Genomic DNA, 14,178 nt, shown 5'->3' with positions numbered 1-14,178 from the left:
ATTGCCTGCCTCATTCGTTCGGCGGTGGGACAGCGGGATCATCCGAAACGCCGGCTCCAGCGATGGCGGTTGTGGCGGAGCCCTCCAGTTCTTTGGTGCCCAGCTCCTCGGCCGTGTCCCGCTCCTCGGTGTTCTGCCCATCGGCGTCCGGGCCCTCGGGGTCCAGGAGGGCGCAGACGACGGTCAGCAGCTGATCGACGTCCACCGGCTTGGGTACGTAGTCGTTCGCACCGCGTGCGATGGACTTCTCGCGGTCGCCCGGCATCGCCTTGGCGGTGAGGGCGACGATGGGAAGTCCGGCCCAGCGCGGGGTGCGCCGGATGACGGAGATGGTCTCGTACCCATCCATCTCCGGCATCATGATGTCCATCAGGACGAGTCCGACGTCCGGGTTGCGCTCCAGCGCCTCGATGCCCTCGCGACCGTTCTCCGCGTACAGGACGGGCATCCCGACCCGGCCCAGTACGTGGGTGAGCGCGAAGACGTTGCGGATGTCGTCGTCCACGATCAGCACCCGTCGCCCCGGCAGGACCTGACCCGCACGGCCCGTCTTCCACTCCTCCAGTTTGGTGGGCGCGGGCCAGCTGTCGTCCTGGTCGTGGACGCTGAAGGGCTCGCTGGACAGTTGTTCGGGCACGAGCATGGGCAGGGCCCGGTCCTCGATGCCCGGCCCGGTCGGGTGTCCGGGGCTGACGACAGGCACGTACAGCGTGAAGGTGGAGCCCTTGCCCGGCGTGCTCTCGGCGATGATGCGGCCGCCCAGCAGGCCCGCGATCTCCCTGCTGATGGACAGGCCGAGGCCGGTGCCGCCGTACTTGCGGTTCGTCGTGCCGTCGGCCTGCTGGAACGCCTCGAAGATCACCGGGAGTTTCTCCTGGGCGATACCGATGCCGGTGTCGGAGACCGCGAACGCGATCACGTTGTCGCTGCTCTCGCGGGTGATGTGGGGCTCGGGGTTCTTGACGCGGTTGACGCGCAGCTCGACCCGGCCCGACGCGGTGAACTTGATCGCGTTGGAGAGCAGGTTGCGCAGGATCTGCTGGAGCCGCTGCTCGTCCGAGAACATCTCGCGCGGTACGTCCTCGCCGACGGCCACCTCGAAGGCGAGGCCCCGGTCGATGGTGAGCGGGCGGAAGGTGGCGTGCACGTAGTCGAGCAGCTTGATCAGCGGCAGCTTCTTGGGGCGTACGTCCATCCGGCCGGCCTCGATCTTCGAGAGGTCGAGGATGTCGTTGATGAGCTGCAGGAGGTCGGATCCCGACCGGTGGATCGTCGTAGCGAACTGCACCTCCTGGTCGGAGAGATGACCGTCCGGATTGTCGGAGAGCAGCCGGGCGAGGATCAGCAGCGAGTTGAGCGGCGTGCGCAGCTCGTGCGACATGTTCGCCAGGAACTCCGACTTGTACTGGGACGACGTCGCCAACAGCGCCGCCTTCTCCTCCAGCGCGGCGTTCGAACGCCGCAGCTCGGCCTGCTGCGACTGGAGCTCGTCGGAGCGGTCCTGGAGCTGGATGGCCAGCCGCTGGGACTCGCCGAGCAGGGACTCCGTACGGGAGTTGGCGATGATGGTGTTGATCGCGACGCCGATGGTGTTCACGAACTGGTCGAAGAACGCCAGGTGGACGTCGGAGAAGCGGGAGAACGAGGCGAGCTCGATCACGCCGAGCAGCTTGTCCTCGAAGGGGATCGGGATGATGACGACGCTCGCGGGGGACGCCTCGCCCAGACCGCTGTTGATCTTGATGTAGTCCGGCGGGGCCTCCTCCACCAGGATCCGCTTCCGCTCGCGGGCGGCCTGCCGTACGAGCCCGTGCACCGGCATGCTGACCGTGTCGACCGTCGCGCTCTGCGCCGACCCGTATCCGGCGATGAAGGCGAGCCCCTTGATGGGCAGGGCCGTCTGCAGGGTCGTCTTGTCCATCTCCGGGTCGGCCAGGAAGAAGGCGCCGTACTGCGCGTTCACCAGCGGGGTCAGCTCGCGCAGGATCAGGTCGGCGACCTCCATCAGGTCCCGGTGGCCCTGCATGAGGGCGGCGAGACGGGCGAGGTTCGACTCCAGCCAGTCCTTGGCGCGGGTGGTCTCGCGGAGGTTGGCCACCATCAGGTTGATGTTGTCCTTGAGCTCGTCGACCTCGCCCTGGGTCTCCACCGTGATGGAGCGGGACATGTCGCCCTGGGCCACCGCGGACGCCACCTCGGCGATCGCGCGGACCTGGGTGGTGAGGTTCGACGCCAGCTCGTTCACGTTCGTCGTCAGGCGCTTCCAGGTGCCGTACACGCCCTCGACCCGTGCCTGGCCGCCGAGCTGTCCTTCGGAGCCCACCTCGCGGGCCACGCGCGTGACCTCGGAGGAGAAGGACGACAGCGTGTCCACCATCGTGTTGATGGTGCTCTTCAGCTCCAGGATCTCGCCGCGCGCGTCGACGTCGATCTTCTTCGACAGGTCGCCCTGGGCCACCGCGGTGGCGACCTGCGCGATGTTGCGGACTTGTGAGGTCAGGTTGTCCGCCATGTAGTTGACGTTGTCGGTGAGGTCCCGCCACACACCGGAGACGCCGAGCACCTGGGCCCGGCCGCCGAGGCGTCCGTCGGTGCCGACCTCGCGGGCCACCCTCGTCACCTCGTCGGCGAAGGCCCGCAGCTGCTCCACCATCGTGTTGACGGTGTCCTTCAGCTCCAGGATCTCGCCGCGCGCGTCGACGGTGATCTTCTTGGAGAGGTCGCCGTTGGCGACGGCCGTGGTCACCTGGGCGATGTTGCGCACCTGGGAGGTGAGGTTCAGCGCCATGAAGTTGACGTTGTCGGTGAGGTCCTTCCAGACGCCGGACACGCCGCGGACCTGGGCCTGACCGCCGAGGTTGCCCTCGGTGCCGACCTCGCGGGCCACGCGGGTGACCTCGTCGGCGAAGGCGGAGAGCTGGTCGACCATGGTGTTGATGGTCGACTTCAGCTCCAGGATCTCGCCCTTCGCCTCGACCGTGATCTTCTTGCCGAGGTCGCCCTGGGCCACGGCGGTCGACACGAGCGCGATGTTGCGCACCTGCGAGGTCAGGTTGTCGGCCATGAAGTTGACGTTGTCGGTGAGGTCCTTCCAGACGCCGGACACGCCGCGGACCTGGGCCCGGCCGCCGAGGTTGCCCTCGGTGCCGACCTCGCGGGCCACGCGGGTGACCTCGTCGGCGAAGGCGGAGAGCTGGTCGACCATGGTGTTGATGGTCGACTTCAGCTCCAGGATCTCGCCCTGGGCGCCGACGGTGATCTTCTGGCTCAGGTCGCCGTTGGCCACCGCCGTCGTCACCTGAGCGATGTTGCGCACCTGCGACGTCAGGTTCGAGGCCATGAAGTTGACGTTGTCGGTGAGGTCCTTCCAGACCCCGGACACGCCGCGGACCTGGGCCCGGCCGCCCAGCTCGCCCATCGTGCCGACCTCGCGGGCCACGCGGGTGACCTCGTCGGCGAAGGCGGAGAGCTGCTCGACCATGGTGTTCACGGTCAGCTTCAGTTCGAGCAGCTCGCCGGTCGCCTCGACCGTCACCGTGCGGGTCAGGTCGCCACGAGCCACCGCCGTGGTCACCAGGGCGATGTCGCGGACCTGGGCGGTCAGCCGGGCCGCCATCGTGTTGACCGCCTCGGTCACGTCGCGCCAGCTTCCCGACAGGCCGCTCACCTTGGCGCGGCCACCCAGCCGCCCCTCCGTGCCGACCTCTCGCGCCACCCGGGTCACCTCACCCGTGAACAGGGAGAGCTGATCGACCATCTTGTTGACGGCCTGGCCCATACGACGCAGATCGCCACGGAGTTGACGGTTCCCGTCGTGCAGGTCGACCCGCTGTGTCAGATCACCGCCCGCCACGGCGTCGAGGACGCGCGTCGCGTTGGCGGCCGGCGCCACCAGGGCGTCGAGCAGGCGGTTCACGTCGTCGACACGGGTCGTCCAGTGGCCCTGGCCGGGGCTCGCGGAGAGCCGCTCGTCCAGCCGGCCGTGGCGCACGACCTCGCGACGGACGCGCTGGGCCTCCGAGTTGAAATGCAGACTCCGGTCCAGTATCTGGTTGAACACCGCGCCCAGCTCGGCCGCTATGCCGTGTCCCGTCTCGGGCACCTTGCGGAAGTCGCCGTCACGGGCGGAGGTCATGGCGGCGAGGAGCGGCCGTAGATCCGATGCCCGAAGCTGTCCGTCTTCGAGCACATGCATAGCACTGTTCTCACTCATGGTGGCCCACTTCGGTAACTCGGCGCTTATGGGCGTAGCCAGTCTGTCACTGTGGCGGCATCGCCTGAGGCGTATTCGTCCGAACTGCTCAGGGAGCCGCACAGTGGGGGCCATTCCGACGCAACGAGAGTCCGAGTCCCGCGCCCCTGGAACCACGGTACGCCCGCACGCAGTGGCGCGTATGTCGTTGCCGGGTAACTCTCTGGCGCCGGGCGCGGCACGTAGATTCGTCCGTTCGACACTCGCAAAATGGACCGAACTGGTCCTGGACGACGAGGAGTTGATTACCGACCGGCTTGTCGGTGACGCGATGGTGGTCGTCAGCGAACTCGTGACGAACGCGGTCGTGCACGCCGGCACGGACGTGGAACTGCTGTGCCGGCTCGACCCCTGCACGGAGGGCTGCTCGGCGACGGTCCCGGGCAGTACGGAGACCGCGCCGACGGGTCCGGAGGCTGCCCGGACACCCTCCGCGCAGGGGTTCGCGTCCCCGAAGGGGTCCGCCTCCGTGCAAGGGCTTTCTTCCGTGCAGGGATCCGTTTCCGTGAGTGCGCCCGGCGTCGTGAAAGCCTTCGTCATAGAGGTCTCCGACCACCACCCCGAGCGCGTCCTGCGCGACGAGGGTGCCGGGCGGACGCACGACGCCGTCGAATACGGCCGCGGTCTGCGGCTCGTCTCCGCGCTCTCCGAAGCCTGGGGCATCACCTACCGCACCGGCATCAAGACCGTGTGGGCGCGGCTGCCCGTCGAGGAGTCGGGAGCTACGGGAGCTACGGGAGCTATGGGGGCCGCGGGAGCTGTGGGGGCCATGGGAGTCACGGAGGCCTACGAAGGGGAGCACGCCCTGCGGCGGGGACAGCGGGCCGCCGAGATCCTCGCCCCCGCGCCCCGGCGCAGCGTGCAGGACCAGGACTGGCTCAACCGCGGCGCCCTTTCCTTCCTCGCCGAAGCCTCCGACCTGCTCGCCGGCCAGCTCGACGAGGACCTGGTCGCCGCGCTCACCGGGCAGCTGCTCGTGCCGCGGCTCGCCGACTGGTGCGCGGTGTGGCTGGAGGACGAGGCACCGGGCCGCTCCGACGGGGGCCTCGTCGGCGGACCCCGGCTCGCCCGCGTCTGGCACAGCAGCGAGAACCGTATGGAGGAGCTGCGCCTGATCCTGGAGAAGGACCCGCCCGAGCTGCCCGAGTCGGCCCGCTCCAGGCCCGTACCCGTGCCCTGGCCCGCCGAGGCGCTGGGCGCGAGGACGGAGAGCGGATCGGCCCTCGCGTACCGGCTGATCGCCGGCGGCAGACCGCTTGGCACCCTCGTCATCGGGCGGGCCGGGCAGGACCACTTCCCCGACGAGATCACGGGGCTCGTCGAGGACCTCAGCCGCCGCGTCGCGCTCGCCATCGGAGCGGCCCGCCAGTACGCGCGCCAGGCCACCATCAGCCGCGTACTGCAGCGCGGGCTGCTGCCCGGGGCGGTCGCCGAGATCCCCGGGGTGCGCAGCGCGCTCGTCTACGAGCCGTGCGACAAGGGCGGACCGAGCGGGGACTTCTACGACCTCTTCCCCGCCGGGGACGGACGCTGGTGCTTCGCTCTCGGTGACGTCCAGGGCAAGGGACCCGAGGCGGCCGTCGTCATCGGCCTCGCCCGGCCCTGGCTGCGGCTGCTGGCCCGTGAGGGATACGCGGTGCCCGAAGTCCTCGACCGGCTCAACCGGCTGCTCCTCGACGACGCCACCGAGACCGCGGACGCGGCGGCCCGCGCCCTGGTGGCGGACGGTGGCGCGGGGCTCGCCGACGAAGGGCCGCAGACCCGTTTCCTCTCCCTCCTCTACGGCGAGCTCGTGCCCGTCGAGGGCGGGGTGCGCTGCACCATGGCCTCCGCCGGGCACCCGCTGCCGCTGCTCCTGGAGCCCTCCGGGGAGGTCTACGAGGTGGCCCAGCCGCAGTCCCTCCTCGGTGTCTTCGAGGACGCCGACTTCCTCTGCGAGACCTTCGAACTGCGGCCCGGCGACAGCATCCTCTGCGTCACGGACGGCGCGACGGAGCGGCGCAACGGCCACCGGCAGTTCGACGACGACAACGGACTCGCGGCGGCGCTCACCGAGTGCGCCGGGCTGAGCGCCGAGCTGATCGCAGAGCGGATCCGGCGGCTGGTGCACGAGTTCGGCGGGAAGCCGCCGGAGGACGATCTGGCGCTGCTGGTGCTGCAGGCGGAGTAGCCGGTCCGGGCGGAGCGGGCGGTGCGGGCGGAGTAGGCACATCCGTGCGTACGAGACATCCGTGCGTACGAGACATCCGTGCGTACGAGAGATCTGTGCGTACGAGACATCTGGGCGTCGGGGTGTCCGTGCGTACGGGACAATGGAGGACATGCCTTCCGCACTTCCCGACGGCGAGCCCGTCCCCGACGACGGGGCGCTGCCCGCGCACGCCCTGGCCGGCGCGGCCGACCGTCCGCTCGGGTTCTACCTCCATGTCCCGTACTGCGCGACGCGCTGCGGCTACTGCGATTTCAACACGTACACGGCGACGGAGCTGCGCGGCTCGGGGGGTGTGCTGGCCTCCCGTGACAACTACGCCTCGACCCTGACCGACGAGGTCCGCCTCGCCCGCAAGGTCCTCGGCGACGACCCGCGGCCGGTCCGCACGGTCTTCGTCGGCGGCGGTACGCCCACACTGCTGGCCGCCGACGATCTCGTACGGATGCTGGGGGCGGTCCGCGAGGAGTTCGGGCTCGCGGACGACGCCGAGATCACCACGGAGGCGAACCCGGAGTCGGTCGACCCGCAGTACCTGGCCACGCTCAGGGCCGGCGGTTTCAACCGGATCTCCTTCGGCATGCAGAGCGCGCGCCCGCATGTGCTGCAGATCCTCGACCGCACCCACACCCCCGGCCGGCCCGAGGCGTGTGTCGCCGAGGCCCGCGCGGCCGGCTTCGACCATGTGAACCTCGACCTCATCTACGGCACGCCCGGGGAGAGCGACGACGACTGGCGGGCCTCGCTCGACGCGGCGATCGGCGCCGGGCCCGACCACGTGTCGGCGTACGCGCTGATCGTCGAGGAGGGGACGCAGCTCGCGCGGCGCATCCGGCGGGGCGAGGTGCCGATGACCGACGACGACGTACACGCGGACCGGTACCTGATGGCCGAGGATCGTCTGTCGCAGGCTGGCTTCTCCTGGTACGAGGTCTCCAACTGGGCCACCTCGGAAGCCGGCCGGTGCCTCCACAACGAGCTGTACTGGCGGGGCGCCGACTGGTGGGGGGCCGGTCCGGGTGCCCACAGCCATGTGGGCGGGGTGCGGTGGTGGAACGTCAAGCATCCTGGGGCTTATGCGGGGGCGCTGGCGGCGGGGCGGTCTCCTGGTGCGGGGCGTGAGCTGTTGTCTGAGGAGGACCGGAGGGTCGAGCGGATCCTGCTGGAGCTTCGGCTCCTGGAGGGGTGCCCTCTGTCGCTGCTGCGGCCGGACGGTCTCGCGGCGGCCGCGCGTGCGCTGGCCGAGGGGCTGATTCAGGCCGTTCCGTACGAGGAGGGGCGCGCGGTGCTCACCCTGCGGGGGCGGTTGCTGGCGGACGCGGTGGTGCGGGACCTGGTGGACTGAGCTTTTCGCCCCCGCCGCCCCCTCCGCCCCTTCCCGTCCCGTCCCTGGGGGCTGCGCCCCCAGACCCCCGCGATCGCGCTGAACTCGCTCGTCCTCAAACGCCGGACGGGCTGGGAGAGTGCCCCGCGGTCTACTCCGGTGTCGTCACGAAGTCGATCAGTTCCTCCACCCGGCCGAGGAGTTCCGGCTGGAGGTCGCGGTAGGAGTGGACCGAACCGAGGATCCGCTCCCACGCCGCCCCCGTGTTCTCGGGCCACCGCAGCGCCCGGCAGACCCCCGTCTTCCAGTCCTGCCCCCGCGGCACGCGCGGCCACGCGGGGATGCCCACGGACGCCGGCTTCACGGCCTCCCAGACGTCGATGTACGGATGGCCCACGACGAGCGCGTACTCGCTCGTCACGGCCTCCGCGATACGCGACTCCTTCGTGCCGGGGACCAGATGGTCCACGAGGACCCCCAGCCGCGCGTCCGGCCCGGGACCGAACTCGTCGACGATGGCGGGCAGGTCGTCGATGCCCTCCAGGTACTCGACGACGACCCCCTCGACGCGGAGGTCGTCACCCCAGACCCGTTCCACCAGTTCGGCGTCGTGGCGGCCCTCCACGTAGATGCGCCCGGCCCTGGCCACCCGGGCCCGCGCCCCCGGCACGGCGACCGATCCCGATGCCGTACGTGTGCGGCGTACCGGCGCGGCGGACGGGCGTACGAGCGTCACCACGCGCCCCTCCAGCAGGAACCCGCGAGGCTCCAGCGGAAACACCCGGTGCTTGCCGAAGCGGTCCTCCAGCGTGACCGTCCCCGCCTCGCAGCGGATCACGGCACCGCAGAACCCGGTTCCGGGCTCCTCGACCACGAGCCCCGGCTCCGCCGCGACCTCGGGCACGGGCTTGGGCTTCTTCCACGGAGGGGTCATATCCGCTGAGTACTGGCGCATTCGGATGACGATAGACGATAGGAGAAGGCCCCGGCCGGATGCACGCCAGCCCTCCCACGACACGCCGAAGCACCGCTCAGGACGCGTGGGAACGCCGCCTACGACATGCCGAAACGCCGTGCCAGCGCGTCCCGTTGGGCCCGTACGAACGCCGCGTCCACCACCGCCCCGTGCCCGGGCACGTACACCGCGTCCTCGCCTCCGAGCTGCAGCAGCCGGTCCAGCGCGGCGGGCCAGTGGGAGGGCACGGCGTCGGGCCCCGCCTGGGGTTCGCCGGACTCCTCGACCAGGTCACCGCAGAAGACGATCCCCGGCGAATCGGCCCCGGCCCCGGCTCCGGCTCCGGTTCCCGTCCCGGTTCCGGTTCCGGTTCCGGTTCCGGTCACCAGGACCGCCAGGTCGTGGGCCGTGTGACCGGGACCCACGTCGGCCAGCAGGGCCTGTCGGCCTCCGCCCAGGTCGAGCGTCCGTTCGCCGGAGACGAGATGCCGCGGCTGGACCAGGAGATCCGCCGCCTCGGCCGCCTCCCGAGGATCGGCGCCGTTGCGCACGGCGTCCGCGCGCAGTTCCTCCCGGTCCTGGCCGAGAACCCGCTCCACGCCCACCGCGCCGAACACCTCGACCCCCGCGAACGCCGCCGCCCCGAACACGTGGTCGAAGTGCGGATGTGTGAGCGCGAGGTGCGTGACCCGCCCGCCCCCGAGCAGCCGCCGCGCCCGCGCGCGCAGCCACGCGCCCTCCCGCACGCTCGAACCCGCGTCGATCATGAGCGCCGCGTCCTCGCCCACCACGAGCCCGGCGGTGCAGTCCCACACCGGCAGCCGGCACCGCCCCACGTGCGGGGACAGCTCCTCCCAGCCGGGCCCGCCGCGCTCGGCCCCTTCCCAAGTCACCGTCATACGCCGACGCTATCCGCAGGCACAGCCGCATGTTCCGTATGTCCCCGATGTTCCCGACAGAGCGGGACAGCCCTGTACACGTCGCCCCATGTCGTTGCCATGTCGTTGCCATGTCGTCGCCGTGCCCGGTGTGCTCTTCGTCGCGGCATCGCAGGCCCGCCCTTGCCCGGGCCGTACCCACCGGCCGTACACTTGCCCGGGGATGCTGGCACTCGCGCGCGCTGAGTGCCAGGCGATGACATTGAAGACGACCGACGACCGACCACAGACGACCGCGGCGACGACGAACTGGAGGTGTGCGCGATGCTCAGTGAACGCAGGCTCGAAGTGCTGCGCGCCATCGTCCAGGACTACGTGGGCACGGAGGAGCCGGTCGGCTCGAAGGCGCTCACGGAGCGCCACCGGCTCGGCGTGTCCCCGGCGACCGTCCGCAACGACATGGCGGTCCTGGAGGACGAGGGGTTCATCGCGCAGCCGCACACCAGTGCCGGCCGCATCCCCACGGACAAGGGCTACCGGCTCTTCGTCGACAAGCTCGCGGGCGTCAAGCCGATGACCGCGCCGGAGCGGCGGGCGATCCACCACTTCCTGGACGGCGCCGTCGACCTCGACGACGTCGTCGGGCGGACCGTACGGCTCCTCGCGCAGCTCACCCGGCAGGTGGCCGTCGTCCAGTACCCCTCGCTCACCCGCTCGACCGTGCGTCACGTGGAGCTCCTGGCGCTGGCCCCGGCCCGCGTCATGCTCGTACTGATCACGGACACCGGCCGCGTCGAGCAGCGCATGGTGGACTGTCCGGCCCCCTTCGGGGAGGGCTCTGTGGCAGATCTACGCGCGCGGCTCAACAGCCGGATCACGGGCCGCCGTTTCGCGGACGTCCCGTTGCTGGTGCAGGATCTCCCCGACGCCTTCGAGTCGGAGGACCGGGGTACGGTCTCGACAGTGCTCTCGACTCTCCTGGAGACTCTGGTCGAGGAGACCGAGGAGCGGCTGATGATCGGCGGCACCGCCAACCTGACCCGCTTCGGACATGATTTTCCCCTCACCATCCGTCCGGTGCTTGAGGCGTTGGAGGAGCAGGTCGTGCTCCTCAAACTCCTGGGTGAGGTGAACGATTCGGGCATGGCCGTACGGATCGGTCACGAGAATGCCCATGAGGGACTCAACTCCACTTCTGTGGTGTCGGTCGGTTACGGTTCGGGCGGCGAAGCAGTCGCCAAACTGGGCGTGGTCGGACCGACGCGCATGGATTACCCCGGAACGATGGGAGCGGTACGAGCGGTGGCACGGTACGTAGGACAGATCCTGGCGGAGTCGTAAGTGGCCACGGACTACTACGCCGTACTCGGCGTGAGCCGCGAAGCGTCCCAGGACGAGATCAAGAAGGCATTCCGGCGGCTCGCTCGCGAGCTGCACCCGGATGTCAATCCCGATCCGAAGACGCAAGAGCGCTTCAAGGAGATCAACGCCGCGTACGAGGTGTTGTCGGACCCGCAGAAGAAGCAGCTCCACGACCTCGGTGGCGATCCGTTGTCCCAGGCGGGCGGCGGTGGCGCGGGCGGCTTCGGCGCGGGCGGCTTCGGGAACTTCTCGGACATCATGGACGCGTTCTTCGGCACGGCGTCGCAGCGGGGCCCCCGGTCCCGCACACGGCGCGGCCAGGACGCGATGATCCGGCTGGAGATCGAGCTCGACGAGGCGGCCTTCGGCACGACGAAGGACATCCAGGTCGACACGGCTGTCGTCTGCACCACCTGCAGTGGTGAGGGCGCCGCGCCGGGCACCTCCGCGCAGACCTGTGACATGTGTCGCGGTCGCGGTGAGGTGTCCCAGGTCACGCGGTCCTTCCTGGGCCAGGTCATGACGTCCCGGCCGTGTCCGCAGTGCCAGGGGTTCGGGACGGTCGTTCCGACGCCGTGCCCCGAGTGCGCGGGCGACGGGCGGGTGCGGTCGCGCCGGACCCTGACCGTGAAGATCCCCGCCGGTGTCGACAACGGCACGCGGATCCAGCTCGCGGGCGAGGGCGAGGTCGGACCCGGCGGCGGCCCCGCCGGTGACCTGTACGTCGAGATCCACGAGCTGCCGCACAACATGTTCCAGCGGCGCGGCGACGACCTGCACTGCACGGTCACCATTCCGATGACCGCGGCGGCGCTGGGCACGAAGGTCCCGCTGGAGACGCTCGACGGGCTCGAAGAGGTCGACATCCGTCCGGGAACACAGTCCGGGCAGTCGATTCCGAAGCACGGCCGCGGCATCACACATCTGCGGGGCGGCGGGCGCGGGGACCTCATCGTCCACGTCGAGGTCATGACGCCGACGAAGCTCGACCCCGAGATGGAGCGGGTGCTGCGTGAGCTGGCCGTGCTGCGCGGCGAGGAGCGGCCCACCGGGCAGTTCCAGCCCGGCCAGCAGGGACTGTTCTCCCGGTTGAAGGATGCGTTCAACGGCCGTTCGTGAGCGGTGGGGCCGGGCCCGCCGCAGGACGATTGCGGTGGCTTATGCCCGGCGGACGGCCGGATTCGGACTTGCGCGGAGGACGTGACAACATGCCGTCATGTCCTCCGCGCTGACCGATCTTTTCCCCCTCCCGATCGTGCAGGCCCCGATGGCGGGCGGCGTCTCCGTGCCGCAGCTCGCCGCGGCCGTGTCCGGGGCCGGGGGGCTCGGCTTTCTCGCCGCCGGGTACAAGACGGCCGACGGCATGTACGAGGACATCAAGCAGCTGCGCGGGGCCACGAGCCGGCCGTTCGGCGTGAACCTGTTCATGCCCCAGCCCGAGTATGCCGACCGGTCGGCCGTCGAGGTCTACGCCCACCAGCTCGCCGGTGAGGCCTCCTGGTACGAGACCGAGCTGGGCGACCCCGACAGCGGACGCGACGACGGCTACGAGACCAAGCTCGCCGTCCTCCTCGACAACCCGGTGCCGGTCGTCTCCTTCCACTTCGGCTGCCCCACGCGTGACGTACTGGACTCCCTGAGCCGGGCAGGCACGCTGACCCTGGTCACGGCGACCACCGCCGAGGAGGCGCAGGCCGTGCAGTGGGCGGGCGCCGACGCGGTGATCGTGCAGGGCGTCGAGGCCGGCGGCCACCAGGGCACCCACCGCGACAACCCGGAGACCGACGGCTCCGGCATAGGGCTGCTGTCGCTCATCGCGCAGGTCCGCGAGACCGTGCAGATCCCGATCGTCGCGGCCGGCGGCATCATGCGCGGCAGCCAGATCGCCGCCGCGCTCGCCGCCGGCGCGAGCGCCGCCCAGCTGGGCACGGCCTTCCTCGCCACCCCCGAGTCGGGCGCCAACGCCCTGCACAAGCAGGCACTGACCAACCCCCTCTTCGTACGTACGCAGTTGACGCGGGCGTTCTCCGGCCGGCCCGCCCGGGGCCTGATGAACCGCTTCATACGCGAGCACGGGCCGTACGCGCCCGCCGCCTACCCCGAGGTCCACCACCTCACCTCCCCCCTGCGCAAGGCGGCGGCCAAGGCCGGGGACGCGCAGGGGATGGCGTTGTGGGCGGGACAGGGGCACCGGCTCGCCCGCGAGCTGCCGGCGGGGCAGCTGGTGGAGGTGCTGGCGGCCGAACTCGCCGCCGCCACGACAGCGTTGTCTTCCCACCCGGGCGGCGGCGTGGTCCGATGACCGCTCCGGTGTTCGTGGTGGACGCGATGCCCGGCGGGCCCGAGTTCGTGCTCGAAGGACCCGAGGGGCGGCACGCCGTGTCCGTGAAGCGGTTGCGGCCCGGCGAGGACGTGGTCCTCACCGACGGGCTCGGCCGCTGGGCCGACGGCATCGTCAGGGCGGCCGAGGGCAAGGACCGGCTCGTCGTGACGGACCTCCACGAGGTGCGGGAGGAGCCCGCCCCCGTACCCCGTATCACCGTCGTGCAGGCCCTGCCCAAGGGTGACCGCGGTGAACTCGCCGTCGAGACCATGTCGGAGACCGGCGTCGACGCGATCGTCCCCTGGTCGGCGTCCCGCTGCGTCACGCAGTGGAAGGGCGAGCGCGGGCTGAAGGCGCTCGGGAAGTGGCGGGCCACCGCCCGTGAGGCCGGCAAGCAGTCGCGGCGGGTGCGTTTCGCGCAGGTCGCGGACGCGATGACGACCAAGCAGGTTGCCGCGTTTCTCGCCAATGCGGAATTCGCGGCGGTGCTGCACGAGGACCGGGAGTACCCGGGGTTGCCGCTCGCGACGGTCGAACTCCCCTCCGTCGGGGAGATCGTGCTGGTCGTCGGTCCCGAAGGGGGTGTCTCGCCCGAGGAGTTGACGATGTTCACCGGGGCCGGGGCGAAGGTGTGCCGGCTGGGGCGCAGTGTGCTGCGGACGTCGACGGCGGGGACGGCGGCGGTGGCGCTGCTGCTGGGCCGGACGGGGCGCTGGGCCTGACGGCCTGGTCGGGCGACGGCTTTTCCTCGCCCCCGCCGCCCCTACCCGTCCCGTTCCTGGGGGCTGCCGCCCCCAGACCCCCGCATCGCGCTGAACGCGCTCGTCCTCAAACGCCGGACAGGCTGGGATTCCAGCCCGTCCGGCGTTTGAGGA

At 70.7% G+C, this 14,178-nt stretch carries 9 protein-coding genes; 6 read left to right on the top strand and 3 right to left on the bottom strand.

Features of this window, described 5'->3' with window-relative positions; translation table 11 throughout:
• Window positions 1-10: 10 nt before the first annotated feature.
• On the bottom strand, window positions 11-4,213 hold the full coding sequence (locus AB0D14_RS15990) for a HAMP domain-containing protein (RefSeq protein ID WP_362779022.1): 4,203 nt from the start codon (window positions 4,211-4,213) through the stop codon (window positions 11-13).
• Between the two features lie 181 nt (window positions 4,214-4,394).
• Between AB0D14_RS15990 and AB0D14_RS15985 the strand changes: the two genes are divergently transcribed.
• Complete coding sequence (locus tag AB0D14_RS15985; RefSeq protein WP_362779020.1) at window positions 4,395-6,422, top strand: SpoIIE family protein phosphatase; 2,028 nt, start codon at window positions 4,395-4,397, stop codon at window positions 6,420-6,422.
• Between the two features lie 151 nt (window positions 6,423-6,573).
• Window positions 6,574-7,806: a radical SAM family heme chaperone HemW gene (gene hemW, locus AB0D14_RS15980; protein ID WP_362779018.1), complete on the top strand. Its 1,233-nt coding sequence runs from the start codon at window positions 6,574-6,576 to the stop codon at window positions 7,804-7,806.
• 130 nt (window positions 7,807-7,936) lie between these two features.
• Here the strand turns inward: hemW and AB0D14_RS15975 are convergent, their stop codons facing one another.
• Both AB0D14_RS15975 and AB0D14_RS15970 read right to left on the bottom strand, forming a co-directional pair.
• Window positions 7,937-8,740, bottom strand: a complete 804-nt coding sequence (locus tag AB0D14_RS15975; RefSeq protein WP_362779015.1) for a DUF3097 domain-containing protein — start codon at window positions 8,738-8,740, stop codon at window positions 7,937-7,939.
• A 98-nt stretch (window positions 8,741-8,838) separates the two neighbouring features.
• The gene (locus tag AB0D14_RS15970) at window positions 8,839-9,639 is read right to left on the bottom strand and encodes an MBL fold metallo-hydrolase (protein ID WP_362779013.1); all 801 of its coding nucleotides are present in this window, start codon (window positions 9,637-9,639) and stop codon (window positions 8,839-8,841) included.
• A 303-nt stretch (window positions 9,640-9,942) separates the two neighbouring features.
• On the opposite strand from AB0D14_RS15970, the gene hrcA reads away from it, so the two are divergent.
• The 4 genes from hrcA to AB0D14_RS15950 all read left to right on the top strand — a co-directional run bounded on the left by hrcA (window position 9,943) and on the right by AB0D14_RS15950 (window position 14,025).
• Window positions 9,943-10,959: a heat-inducible transcriptional repressor HrcA gene (gene hrcA, locus AB0D14_RS15965; protein WP_362779010.1), complete on the top strand. Its 1,017-nt coding sequence runs from the start codon at window positions 9,943-9,945 to the stop codon at window positions 10,957-10,959.
• Complete coding sequence (gene dnaJ, locus AB0D14_RS15960; protein WP_362779007.1) at window positions 10,960-12,099, top strand: molecular chaperone DnaJ; 1,140 nt, start codon at window positions 10,960-10,962, stop codon at window positions 12,097-12,099.
• Between the two features lie 97 nt (window positions 12,100-12,196).
• A complete protein-coding gene (locus AB0D14_RS15955) occupies window positions 12,197-13,282 on the top strand; it encodes a nitronate monooxygenase (RefSeq protein ID WP_362779004.1) in 1,086 nt (361 codons plus the stop codon).
• Window positions 13,279-14,025 (top strand): 16S rRNA (uracil(1498)-N(3))-methyltransferase, encoded by a 747-nt coding sequence (locus AB0D14_RS15950; protein WP_362779001.1) that lies wholly within the window; start codon window positions 13,279-13,281, stop codon window positions 14,023-14,025. The genes AB0D14_RS15955 and AB0D14_RS15950 overlap by 4 nt, the downstream gene beginning before the upstream one ends.
• Window positions 14,026-14,178 lie beyond the last annotated feature (153 nt).

Source organism: Streptomyces sp. NPDC048484 (assembly GCF_040651415.1).
Lineage (GTDB): Bacteria > Actinomycetota > Actinomycetes > Streptomycetales > Streptomycetaceae > Streptomyces.
This window is presented reverse-complemented; position numbering and strand designations above follow the sequence as displayed.

Bases quoted from the DNA above. Each gene is read 5' to 3' on its own strand.
- AB0D14_RS15990 (WP_362779022.1), bottom strand. From the start codon at position 4,213: ATGAGTGAGAACAGTGCTATGCATGTGCTCGAAGACGGACAGCTTCGG.
- AB0D14_RS15985 (WP_362779020.1), top strand. From the start codon at position 4,395: ATGTCGTTGCCGGGTAACTCTCTGGCGCCGGGCGCGGCACGTAGATTC.
- hemW (WP_362779018.1), top strand. From the start codon at position 6,574: ATGCCTTCCGCACTTCCCGACGGCGAGCCCGTCCCCGACGACGGGGCG.
- AB0D14_RS15975 (WP_362779015.1), bottom strand. From the start codon at position 8,740: ATGCGCCAGTACTCAGCGGATATGACCCCTCCGTGGAAGAAGCCCAAG.
- AB0D14_RS15970 (WP_362779013.1), bottom strand. From the start codon at position 9,639: ATGACGGTGACTTGGGAAGGGGCCGAGCGCGGCGGGCCCGGCTGGGAG.
- hrcA (WP_362779010.1), top strand. From the start codon at position 9,943: ATGCTCAGTGAACGCAGGCTCGAAGTGCTGCGCGCCATCGTCCAGGAC.
- AB0D14_RS15955 (WP_362779004.1), top strand. From the start codon at position 12,197: ATGTCCTCCGCGCTGACCGATCTTTTCCCCCTCCCGATCGTGCAGGCC.
- AB0D14_RS15950 (WP_362779001.1), top strand. From the start codon at position 13,279: ATGACCGCTCCGGTGTTCGTGGTGGACGCGATGCCCGGCGGGCCCGAG.